10 protein-coding genes are annotated in these 11,133 nt (G+C 73.6%); 2 read left to right on the forward strand and 8 right to left on the reverse strand.

Going from position 1 to position 11,133, the window contains the following annotated elements; genetic code table 11:
- Positions 1-102 precede the first annotated feature (102 nt).
- The 8 genes from ACFRQN_RS09840 to ACFRQN_RS09875 all read right to left on the reverse strand — a co-directional run bounded on the left by ACFRQN_RS09840 (position 103) and on the right by ACFRQN_RS09875 (position 7,995).
- Positions 103-1,551 (reverse strand): APC family permease, encoded by a 1,449-nt coding sequence (locus tag ACFRQN_RS09840; RefSeq protein WP_049650721.1) that lies wholly within the window; start codon positions 1,549-1,551, stop codon positions 103-105.
- A gap of 141 nt (positions 1,552-1,692) precedes the next feature.
- Positions 1,693-2,310 carry a TetR/AcrR family transcriptional regulator gene (locus ACFRQN_RS09845; protein WP_049650720.1) on the reverse strand — a complete coding sequence of 206 codons (618 nt, stop codon included), beginning with the start codon at positions 2,308-2,310 and terminating at the stop codon, positions 1,693-1,695.
- A 27-nt stretch (positions 2,311-2,337) separates the two neighbouring features.
- Positions 2,338-3,183 (reverse strand): fumarylacetoacetate hydrolase family protein, encoded by an 846-nt coding sequence (locus ACFRQN_RS09850; RefSeq protein ID WP_117486939.1) that lies wholly within the window; start codon positions 3,181-3,183, stop codon positions 2,338-2,340.
- Positions 3,184-3,195: 12 nt separating this feature from the next.
- Complete coding sequence (locus ACFRQN_RS09855; RefSeq protein ID WP_117486940.1) at positions 3,196-4,134, reverse strand: 3,4-dihydroxyphenylacetate 2,3-dioxygenase; 939 nt, start codon at positions 4,132-4,134, stop codon at positions 3,196-3,198.
- Positions 4,127-5,590 carry an aldehyde dehydrogenase gene (locus tag ACFRQN_RS09860; protein ID WP_380739542.1) on the reverse strand — a complete coding sequence of 488 codons (1,464 nt, stop codon included), beginning with the start codon at positions 5,588-5,590 and terminating at the stop codon, positions 4,127-4,129. Before ACFRQN_RS09860 ends, ACFRQN_RS09855 begins: the two co-directional genes overlap by 8 nt.
- 52 nt (positions 5,591-5,642) lie before the next feature.
- A complete protein-coding gene (locus ACFRQN_RS09865; RefSeq protein ID WP_049650716.1) occupies positions 5,643-6,449 on the reverse strand; it encodes an acetoacetate decarboxylase family protein in 807 nt (268 codons plus the stop codon).
- 10 nt (positions 6,450-6,459) lie between these two features.
- Entirely contained in the window at positions 6,460-7,722 is a 1,263-nt protein-coding gene (locus tag ACFRQN_RS09870) for an NAD(P)/FAD-dependent oxidoreductase (RefSeq protein ID WP_380739546.1), read from the reverse strand.
- 84 nt (positions 7,723-7,806) lie between these two features.
- On the reverse strand, positions 7,807-7,995 hold the full coding sequence (locus tag ACFRQN_RS09875) for a ferredoxin (RefSeq protein WP_049656520.1): 189 nt from the start codon (positions 7,993-7,995) through the stop codon (positions 7,807-7,809).
- Positions 7,996-8,418: 423 nt separating this feature from the next.
- Between ACFRQN_RS09875 and ACFRQN_RS09880 the strand changes: the two genes are divergently transcribed.
- Together ACFRQN_RS09880 and ACFRQN_RS09885 are read left to right on the forward strand one after the other, a co-directional pair.
- The gene (locus ACFRQN_RS09880) at positions 8,419-9,774 is read left to right on the forward strand and encodes a glutamine synthetase family protein (protein WP_380739544.1); all 1,356 of its coding nucleotides are present in this window, start codon (positions 8,419-8,421) and stop codon (positions 9,772-9,774) included.
- A gap of 26 nt (positions 9,775-9,800) precedes the next feature.
- Positions 9,801-11,090, forward strand: a complete 1,290-nt coding sequence (locus ACFRQN_RS09885) for a cytochrome P450 (protein WP_117491489.1) — start codon at positions 9,801-9,803, stop codon at positions 11,088-11,090.
- The last annotated feature ends 43 nt before the right edge of the window (positions 11,091-11,133 follow it).

Genomic DNA, 11,133 nt, shown 5'->3' on the forward strand with positions numbered 1-11,133 from the left:
TCGTTTTTGTTTAAACGACACCGGGCGCAGGTGGGGGGGGGGGGGGGGGCGCGCGCCCTGCCTGCGGGCGCGCGCCGGGGAAAGCGTCAGCTGGGGGGCGCGTCAGCCGGTGCGTCGGCGCCGGATGCGCTGGTTGGCCACGCCGAGCGCCATGACGACCGGCACGGACAGGACGAGCCACAGCGCGGTGCCCGCCTCGCCCCCGATCAGGGTGGTGAAGTTGGCCAGGATGAGCCAGATGGCACCGGCGATGCCGAGCGCGCCCAGCACGGGGGCGATCACGGTGTTCCACAGCCTGGTGTCGACCCGCCGGCGGCGGAAGTACACCACGACGGACACCGAGGTGAGCAGGTAGAGCAGCATCATCGCCAGGACGGCGAGTCCGCTGAACCAGGAGAAGAGGGTGAGCACCGGGTCCTTGCCGGCCAGCGCGAAGGGCACGACCAGGAGGACGGCGATGGCGGTCTGCACCCGGCCCGCGACCGCCGGGGCGTGCCGCCGGTTCAGCCGGCACAGCGGTGCGGGCAGCTGCCGGTCCCGGCCGAGGCAGAACAGGTACCGGCTGGCGGAGTTGTGGAAGGTCAGGACGCCGGCGAACAGCGAGGTGGCGAGCAGGACCGGCAGGACGCCGCCGATCCAGCCGCCGAACAGGTCGGCCACGGGGGCGAAGACGAACCCGGCGGAGTCCCCGGCGGCCACCGCCTTGGCGGCCGCCGCGGGGGCCTTGGCGGCGCCGTACGCGGAGATCAGCATCCACGAGGTGAGGGCGAAGAAGACGGTGACCACGGTCACCGAGAGGTAGGTCGCCCTCGGTACGGTCTTCTTGGGCTCCTTCGCCTCCTCGCCGTAGATGGCGGTGGCCTCGAAGCCGAACATCGAGGCCAGGGCGAACATCACGGCGACGCCCGGCGCGCCCTGGAGGGCGGCCGACGGGGAGAAGCTCTCGGCCACCCCGAGCCCTTCCGGCCCGCCGCCCTTGACCAGGGTGACCACGCCGAAGACCAGCAGGATGCTGAACTCGGCGAGGACGAACGCGGCCAGCACCCTGGCGCCCATCTCGATGCCCAGGGCGCCGAGGGCCTGCACCACGGCCATGGTGACCAGGGTGTAGACCCACCACGGGAGGTGGAGCGGGGTGTGGTCGGAGACCAGCCCGCTGACGATCGAGCCGTACAGGCCGTACATCGCCGCCTGGATGACGCAGTAGGCGAACAGGGCGACGCTCGCGCTGCCCGCGCCGGCGGCCCGGCCGAGGCCGGTGCCGATGTACGTGTAGAAGGCTCCGGCGTCCACGACGTGCCGGCCCATGGCGATGAACCCGACGGAGAAGAGCAGGATCACCGCCCCGGCCACCACGTAGGCCGCGGGGGTGCCGGAGCCGTTGCCGAGGGCGACCGAGATCGGGGCGGCGCCGGCGATGCCCGTCAGCGGGGCCTGGCCGGAGAGGACGAAGAAGAGGATGCCCAGGACACCCAGGGCGTTGGGTTTGAGCGTGGCCGCGGTGGGGGCGTCCCGCTCGGTCCGTTCGGAGGACGTCGTCCGACTGTCCACACGGATCACCTGCCAGGTCGAAGTGGGGGAAGGTCCGGAGAAGGTCGTTTAAGGTCAAACGAGTTGCCTCATCGTGGGGCGGCGCCATGCGTTTGACAAGGGGTCGGGAAGCAGGAAAAAAGGGGGTGGGGCGACGCGGCGTCAGCGCCCGTCGGGCTCCTCGGCCAGCCCGGCCAGCAGGCCCCTGAGCTCCGCCAGCGCCTCCTCGGTGGCCTCCCGCTCACCGAAGACCAGCTGGTGCAGCACCAGGCCCTCCAGCGCGGCGAAGACCAGCCGGGACATGCCGCGGCTCACCGGGCCGGGCAGGATCCGGCCCAACTCGCTCCGGCTGGCCTCGAAGTACTCCTCGTAGAGGCCGCGCAGGTGCGGCAGCAGCTCCGGCCGGCGGCGGGCCTCCAGCAGCAGCTCGTACTGGAAGGCCTGCACCTCGGGACCGGACTCGACCATCTCCACGAGACCGGTGGCGAAGTCGGCCGCGGGGCCGGTGCCGACGCCGAGCGCGCTGACGCTCAGCGAGGAGCGGATGGCGTGGGTCAGCGCCTCCTCGATCAGCGCGTCCCGCGTACCGAAGTAGTGCACGACGAGCCCGTGGGTGACACCGGCCTCCTGGGCGACGGCCCGGTAGGTGAGCTTGCGCAGACCGCCCCGGGCCACCACGCGCACGGCGGCGTCCAGCAGGGCCGTCCGTCCCGTCCCGTAGTTCGTCACGCGCTTGCGGGGGCCGCGCTCGACGGTGGTGGGCTTGACGGGATCGGTCATGTGATCGACCCTACCGGCGCGCACCGGTCAGCGCTTCGGCGGCCGGATGCCGCGGAACTCCCAGTCCCCGCCCAGGGCGGTGGACAGCACCTCCTCCGACTCCGTGGGCTGCGCCCCCACGTCGGTGCGCACCGGGGTCGGCCCGGTGACGATGCGGTTGGCGAGCCGGCCGAGGCCCTCCACCTCGACCTCGACGAGGTCCCCGGGCGCCACCGGCCGGGAGTTGGCCGGGGTGCCGGACAGCAGCACGTCGCCGGGGTACAGGGTGATGGTGCGGGCGATGTCGGCGACGAGGTAGTGCATGTCCCAGGTCATCTCGTCGGTGGAGCCGTCCTGGACGACCTCGCCGTTGACGTAGGTCCGCAGCCGCTTGCCGTGGAAGTCCCAGTCGGTGACCAGCCCGGGGCCGAGCGGGCACAGGGTGTCGGAGCCCTTGACCCGGAGCATGGAGCCGGCGTCGGTGTCCCGGAAGTCGTGCAGGCCGTAGTCGTTGGCGACGGTGTACCCGGCGATGTACTCCCCCGCCTCGGCCGGGGAGACGTTGCGCGCGGTGCGGCCGATCACGATGGCGACCTCGCCCTCGTAGTTGAGCCACTTGCAGCCCTCGGGGCGGACGACCGCGCCCCGGTGGGAGTTGAGCGCCGAGGTCGGCTTGTGGAAGTAGGTGGGGCTGTCGGGCAGGCCGATCCGGAACTCCTCCACCCGGCTGCGGTGGTTGAGGTGGACGGCGATCACCTTGGAGGGGACGACGGGCGGCAGGTGGTGGGCGTCCTCGGCCGCGACGCGCCGGCCGTCGCCGGCCACCAGGTCGTCGCCCTCGCGCACGGTCTGGACGGCGGCGCCGTCGAGCAGGATGCGGCGGTACTCGGGCATGGCGGGGCCTTTCTAGCGGAGGCTGTGGGGGTTGCGCGGGCCGGCCGAGGCGGCGGACGGGCCGGTGCCCGTCCAGCCGCCCTGCGGGCGGTCGAACCAGAGGTGGGCCTGGCCGGTGCCGATCGCGTTCTCGTACTCGCCGTACTGGCGCGCCGTCGCGGTGCAGGCCCGCTCGCCGAGGGCGCCGGCCATCATCAGGTAGTGGGAGAACCCGGCCTCGGGCCGGTGGCGCCGGAACTCGTCCATGGTGTCGAGGACCCGGTCGTGGCGGCCCTCCTTGAACCAGGCGATCCGCTCCCGGTCGGCCGCCCGCGCCTCGGGGGTGAAGATGTGCGCCGGATCGCCGGACTCGTGGTCGCGCAGCTCGCGCAGCGGCCAGAAGGTGTGGGACAGGGCCCCGGAGGCGATCAGCAGCACCCGCCGCCCCGGGGTGGCGGCGATGCCGTCGGCCAGGGCGCGGCCCAGCCGCAGGTGGTCCTCGGCATCCCCGGTCTGGCAGACGCCGATGGTCACCCAGCGCTTGTCCGGCAGGCCCTCGCCGAGGAACTTCCACAGGTTGACGGTGGCGTAGTAGATCGGCAGGTACGCGTCGTCGACCGGGGTGATCCAGGTGCCGTGCCGGTCGGCGAACGAGGCGATGGCGCGGGCGAGTTCGGGGTCCCCGGGGAAGTCGTACGGCATCCGGCACATGCCGCGCGGCAGCTCCTCGGAGGTGAACAGCCCGGCCCGGCGCTGCTGGGCGGTGACCACGAACTCGACGGTGGTCGCCCAGTGGGAGTCCAGGACGACGACGGTGTCGTAGTCCGCGCGCTCGAAGACCTCCTCGCGCAGCTGCCGCAGGCCGGTGACGAGGGTGATCTCCCGGCCGTCGTTCAGTCGGCGCCTGGTCTCCTCGGGCAGCACGATGGTGGGCACGTGGGCCAGCAGGCCGGCCCCGACGATCTCACCCATGGCTGGTCCACCCCTTCGGCGAGGTGACGGTGTTCTTGACGTCGCAGTAGAAGTCGAAGCTCCAGGTGCCGCCCTCGCGGCCGACGCCCGAGTGGCGGGAGCCGCCGAACGGGGCCTGGAGGTCCCGGACGAAGAAGCAGTTGACCCAGACGGTGCCCGCCACCAGCCGCGCGGTGACCCGGCGGGCGCGCTCCGGGTCGCCGGTGGCCACGGTGGCCGCCAGGCCGAAGCGGGTGTCGTTGGCCAGCCGGACGGCCTCCTCCTCGGTGCCGAAGGTCTGGAGGGTCAGGACGGGGCCGAAGACCTCCTCCTGGACGATCTCCGCGTCCTGGGCGACATCGGTGAGCAGGGTCGGCGCGTAGTACCGGCCGTCCCGGGGCCGGCCGCCGATCACGGTGCGGGCGCCGGCCGCGACGGCCCGCCGGACGAAGCCGTCGATCTTCTCCAGCTGGCGAGGGTGGACGGTGGGGCCGATGTCGGTCGCCTCGTCCCGCGGGTCGCCCTGCACGAGGCGTGCGGCCCGCTCGACGAAGCGCCGGGTGAACTCCTCGGCGACCGTCTCCTCGACGAGGAGGCGGGTGGCGGCCAGGCAGACCTGGCCGGCGTTGTCGTACTGCTCCACCGCGAGGTCGACGGCGAGGTCCAGGTCGGCGTCGGCGAAGACCAGCAGCGGGGACTTGCCGCCCAGTTCGAGGCTGAGCGGGGTGAGGTTGGCGGCGGCCGACGCGGCGATCCGCCGGGCGGTCGGCACGGACCCGGTGAAGCTAATCCGGCGCACGTCCGGGTGCGAGGTGAGGGCGTCGCCGATCTCGGAGCCGTACCCCTGCACCACGTTGAGGACACCGGCCGGCAGCCCCGCCTCGGCGGCGATCCCGGCGAGCAGCGAGGCCGTCAGCGGCGACCACTCGGCGGGCTTGAGGACGACCGTGTTCCCGGCCGCGAGGGCCGGGGCGACCTTCCAGGTGGCCAGCATCAGCGGCGCGTTCCAGGGGGTGATCAGCACGCAGGGGCCGGCCGGGTCCCAGCTGACGTGGTTGGTGTGGCCGCGGGTGTCGAAGTCCTCGTGGCCGAGCCGCAGCAGCCAGTCGGCGAAGAAGCGGAAGTTGTGGGCGACCCGGGGCATGACGCCGCGGCGGTGCGAGCGCAGCAGGGCGCCGTTGTCGGCCGTCTCCACGACGGCCAGCTCCTCCAGCCGGCGCTCCACGCCGTCGGCGACGGCGTGCAGGAGGCGGGCCCGCTCCTCGCGCGGGGTGGCCGCCCAGGCGGGGAAGGCGGCCTTGGCGGCGGCGACCGCGGCGGCGGCCTCGGCCGCGGTGCCCCGGGCGATCTCGCCGAGGACGGCGCCGTCGACGGGCGAGACGTCGGTGAAGGTGCCAGCGGAGGCGACGCGTTCGCCGCCGATCCAGTGCCGGGTGTCGACGGCGACCCCGGCGACGGTGGTGGTGTGTTCGCTCATGTCCTGCGCTTCCTCGTGTCTCCGGGTTCCTCGTGGGCGGTGCGGCGGGGGGTCACTCGGCGCCGGAGGTGCCGGACTCCAGCAGCCGGCCGCCGTCCCACACCACGCCGACCTGCCGGTAGTAGGCGGCGATCGGCTCGCGGACCTCCAGCCGGGCCAGTTCCTCGGTGGGCGCCTCGAACAGCTCCAGCTCGGCGTCGCCCACCCAGGGCTGCCCGGCCTCGAAGGAGGCGGCGCCGGACTCGACCAGCTCGTCCAGGGCGAGGCCCTTGCCCTTCTCGATGGAGGGCAGCCAGCGGTGGTGGAGCATCGGGTGGCCGTTGACGAAGCCGTTGCTCTCCGACGGCTCGCGCAGCGTGACGACGGCCTGGGCCAGGCGCCGGTCCGCGGCGGCGAGGGTCGCGCCGAACCGGGCGCCGGCCTCGATCCGCGGGGCGGGCCCGTACGGGTGCGGCCGGGTCTGGTGGATGGAGCCGAGCTTCTTCGGGTAGCCCTGGTGCAGCCCCCGGGCGATCGCGAAGTCCTTGTCGACCCAGATGTGCGCGCAGCGGCTGTACGTCCGCCCCCGGTACGCGCAGCGGACGACGGCGAACGCCTCCTTGTACTGGGCGCGCACCGGGTCGAGCAGCTCCCGTCCGGAGTCGGAGCAGGACTGCCAGTCGGCCCAGATCAGCGCGACGGCGCCCGGGTCCTCGTCGGCGAGTTCCAGCGGCTCGGGCAGCAGCTCGCGCACCCGGGCCGGGTCGGTGCGGTACTCGACGGTGAGCAGGTCGCCGGAGTAGCGCCACGGCGGCGGGGGGATCAGCGACGAGTCGCCGGTCGCCGTCTTGGGGTGGAAGTATCCACGGACACTGGCCACTTGGGGTTCCTTACGCGGTGGGAGCGGGGTGGGGGAGGGCGGGCCGCGCTACAGCCGGCTGCGCTACGGCCGGCTGCTCGACGTCCGGCCGCCGCAGCAGCTCGGCGCGGTAGCGGGCGGCGGCCGCCGCGGCGCCCCGCCCGCCGAGGGCGACGACGCCGACCAGGCGGCCGGCCCGGTGGTAGCCGACCAGGACGTCCCCGTCGGGGTCGCCGTCGAGGTCGCCGGCCAGGACGCGCGCGTCGTCCCGGCCGAGGCCGGGGGCGCCGAAGGACTGCAGCCGGAAGTCGTGCTGGTCGCTCCAGAAGGTCGGCAGCGGGGCGAACGGCGCGAGACCGTGGTCGGCGCCGGTGAGGTGGGCGGCGAGCACCCTGGCGGCGTGCTTGGCCGTGTCGGTGGGGATGGACCAGTGCTCGACGCGGCGCGGGACGCCGTCGTACCGGGCATTGGGGAAGCGGGCGACGTCACCGACGGCGACCACCTCCGGCCGCCCGCCGGCCCGCAGGTGCTCGTCCGTGCGCACGCCGTCGGAGAGGTCCAGGCCGTTGCCTTCGAGCCACTCGGTGTTGGCCACCGAGCCGACCGACTCCACCACCACGTCCGCGTCCAGCACCCTGCCGTCCGCCAGCGCCACCCCGGTGACCCGGTCCTCGCCCCGGAAGCCGGTCACCCCGGTGCCGAGGGCGAAGCGGACGCCCCGCCGCCGGTGCCGCCCGAGCAGCGACCCGGCGAGCAGTTCGCCCAGCGGGCCGACCATGGGCAGCGGCTGCGGGTCGACGACGGTGACCTCGGCAGCGCCGAGGGCGACGGCGGTGGCGGCCACCTCGCAGCCGATGAAGCCGGCTCCGACCACGACCACCCGCGCGCCGGGACGGGTCAGCGCCTCGCGCAGCCCCCGGGCGTCGGCCTGGGTCCGGACGGTGTGCCGTCCGGTGGCGGGGCCGGGGCAGCGCAGCCGCCGGGCGCGCATGCCGGTGGCCACGACGAGGGCGCGGTAGGGCAGGGTCTCGCCGCCGTCGAGTTCGACGGTCCGGCGGTCGAGGTCGGCCCGGACGACCGCGGTGCCCAGGCGCCAGTGCACGTCGGAGACGCCGGCCCGGGGCCGGAGGGCGAGCGAGTCGAAGGAGGCCGTGCCCGCCAGGACCTCCTTGGACAGCGGGGGCCGGTTGTAGGGCATGTGGGGCTCGTCCCCGACGAGGGTGATCGGCCCGTCCCAGCCCGCGGCGCGCAGCTGTTCGGCGGCGCGCAGCCCGGCCATGGAGGCGCCGGCCACGACGACGGGTGCGCCGGCCCCGGCGGTCGGCGTGCCGGCCCCGGCAGTGGGTGCGCCGGCCCCGGCGGTGGGTGCGGTCACGGCTCAGTCCTCGATCCGGATGGCCTGGAGCGGGCAGACGTCGGCGGCCTCCTCGACGTCGGCGCGCAGGCCCTCGTCGGGGTGGGCGACGTACGCGAGGTGTCCGTCCTCGTCGAAGCGGAAGACGTCGGGGGCGGCGAAGACGCACTGGCCGTGGTCCTGGCACTTGTTCATGTCGACGACGACCTTCATGGCCGGTCCTCCTGGTGGTGGGGGAGCGTCGCGGGAAAGGGAGGGATCGGGGGGATCGCGGGGGGCGTGGGGCCGCGGGGGCCGGATCACGGCCGAGGGGGCGGCGGACGCCGGAGGCAGGGGGCGATGGCCGCCGAGGAAGGCGGTGACGAGCGACCGCCAAAACGTTTGATGTCAAATAACATAGGAAGCAGCCGGCCTCTGGTCAAGAGCTATCCGGATGGATAAATTTCTGGGGCAGACCCCTTGCGGGAGAGCGACCGGCGTCCCTACCGTTTGCCACCAGCGAGCGAGCGTGTCCTGCCCCACCCCGCAGCCCGAAGCCGCCGCGCCCCCTCCCCCACCCCGCCACTGCCGTGCGCCCTGGCCCTCCCGACGCCGTGAACGCGGGGAGGCGCCCCACTTCCCCCAGAGGAGACACCGGTGAGCGCATCCGACATCCCGCCCGTCCGCCACCACCTGGAGCGGCTGGCCGCCCAGGGCATCGACGTGGTCCGGGTGACCTATCCCGACCTCATCGGCACCGAACGGGCCCGGGACGTCCTGCTGGACCACCTGCCCTCGGCCTGCGAACACGGCCTCGCCTTCTGCCGCGCCGTCTACCACACCAGCCCCCAGGGCGACGTGGTCCCCGTCCCCGGCGGCCTGGACGCCGGCCTGCCCGACATCTGCGTGCGCCCCGACCTCGACACCCTGGCCGCCCTGCCCTGGGAGCCCGGAGTCGCCAGCTGCCTCGGCGACGTCACCGACCCGGCCACCGGACGTCCCGCCCCGGAGTCCCCCCGCGACCTGCTGCGCACGGTCGTCGACCGCTGCCGGGAGCACGGCCTGCACCCGGTCGTGGGGCCGGAGTTGGAGTACTTCCTGTGCGACGCCGCGCCCGGGACGCCGCAGGGCTGGCGCCGCTACAGCGAGGCCGCCGGCGTGGTCTACACGGCGGGGCTGCGCGCGGACGCCGACAACCACCTGCTGCGCACCCTGCGCCTGCTGCGCGACCTCGGCATCGGCATCACCAACGGCAACCACGAGTTCGACGGCTCCCAGTTCGAGATCAACCTCAACCACTCCGACGCCATGGCGGCCGCCGACCGCGCCTTCCGCTTCAAGTCCGCAGTCAAGGAACTCGCCCGCAAGGAAGGCCGGTTGGCCACCTTCATGGCCAAGCCCTTCCAGGGCGCCGGCGGTTCCGGCTTCCACCTCCACCTGTCCTGCGTGGACGGCGCGGGCGGCAACGTCTTCGCGGACCCGACCGCGCCGTACGGGCTGAGCACGACCGCGCGCCACGCGGTGGCCGGCGTCCTCGCCCACGCCCCGGCGCTCGCGGCGCTGGCCAACCCGACGGTCAACTCCTACAAGCGCTTCGGCCCCGACACCCTCGCCCCCTGGCTGATCGACTGGGGGCTGGACAACCGCAGCGCCATGGTCCGGATCCCGCCGGAGCGCGGCTCCGGCAGCCGCTTCGAACTGCGGCTGGGGGACGCGAGCGCCAACCCCTACCTGCTGATCGCGGGGACCGTCGCGGCGGCCCTGCTGGGCGTCCTCGCCGGCGAGGAGCCCGCCGCCCCGCTGGAGGGCTACGGCTACGACCGCGCCAGGTCCGCGCTGCTGCCGACGTCCCTGCCCGAGGCGCTCGACGCCCTGGAGGCGGACCCGGCCCTGACCGGGGTGCTCGGCCGGGACTTCGTCGACGCCTACCTCTCGTACAAGCGCGACGAGGTCGCCCGCTTCCAACGGCACGTCACCGACTGGGAGTTCACCGAGTACGCGTACCACCTGTGAGACCGAGGAGACCAACCGTGACCACCGTGCCGTCCACGCCGCCCGCCTCCGGCGCCATCGACGAACCGCTGCCCCTCGACCAGGTGGACCTGGCCGACCTCGACAACTTCACCGACGGCGTCACCCCGTGGCGGATGTTCCACACCCTGCGCCACCAGGACCCGGTGCACTGGCAGCCGGAGGAGGCGCCCAACTCCGGCTTCTGGGCGGTCACCCGGCACGCCGACATCGCCCGCGTCGACCGGGACGCCGAGACCTTCACCTCGACGAGGTTCGTGAACCTGGAGGAGGTCGACGACGACCAGATCAAGAAGCGCGCCTCCATCCTGGAGCTGGACGGGGTCCGCCACCGCGCCCTGCGCAGCATCCTCCAGCGCCAGTTCGGCGCGGGCGTGATCAACAGCTACGCCGACTTCCTGCGCGGCCTGACCGCCACCACGCTGGACGCCGCCCTGGCCAAGGGCCGCTTCGACTTCGTCAAGGAGGTCTCCGCCGACTTCCCGATCAACGTGCTCGCCCGCCTCCTGGACGTGCCCCCGGAGGACAACCAGCAGCTCATCGACTGGGGCAACCGGATCATCGGCAACACCGACCCGGACTACGCCGACGTCCTGCTGCACAGCGCGGAGAGCGAGAAGTACCGCGACCTGCCGTTCCGTTCGCCCGCCTCGCTGGAAGTCTTCGCCTACGGCCGCGAACTCGCCCGGCAGCGGCGCGGCGGAGCCGGCACCGACCTGGTCTCCAGGCTGGTCAACGAGACCCCCCGCGACGGGGTGCCGCTCTCGCCGCAGGACTTCGACAACTACTTCCTGCTGCTGGTCGTCGCCGGCAACGAGACCACCCGGCACACCATCAGCCACTCCATGCTGGCCCTCCTCCAGCACCCCGAGCAGCTCGCCCGCCTCCAGCAGGACCCGTCCCTCATCCCCGGCGCGGTGGAGGAGTTCCTGCGCTGGGCCTCCCCCGTCTACCACTTCCGCCGCACGGCCACCCGCGACGTCGAACTCGGCGGCAGGCGGATCAGGGAGGGCGAGAAGGTCGTGATGTGGTTCGCCTCCGGCAACCGCGACGAGGAGGTCTTCGGCAATCCGTACGACTTCGACGTGACCCGCCGCGACAACGACCACGTCACCTTCGGCAAGGGCAGCCCCCACCTGTGCCTGGGCAACCTGCTCGCGCGCACCGAGATCCGCATCATGTTCGAGGAGCTGATCCCGCGGCTGGCGGGCATCGAACTCGCCGGGGACGTCCCGCGGGTGCGCTCCAACTTCGTCAACGGCATCAAGCGGCTCCCGGTCGAGGTCACCCTCGCCTGACCCGCCGCACGAGGTCGGACGGGCCGCCGCCGTTCCGGGAACG

Origin of the sequence: Kitasatospora sp. NPDC056800, assembly GCF_042789775.1 — a bacterium.
GTDB lineage: Bacteria > Actinomycetota > Actinomycetes > Streptomycetales > Streptomycetaceae > Kitasatospora.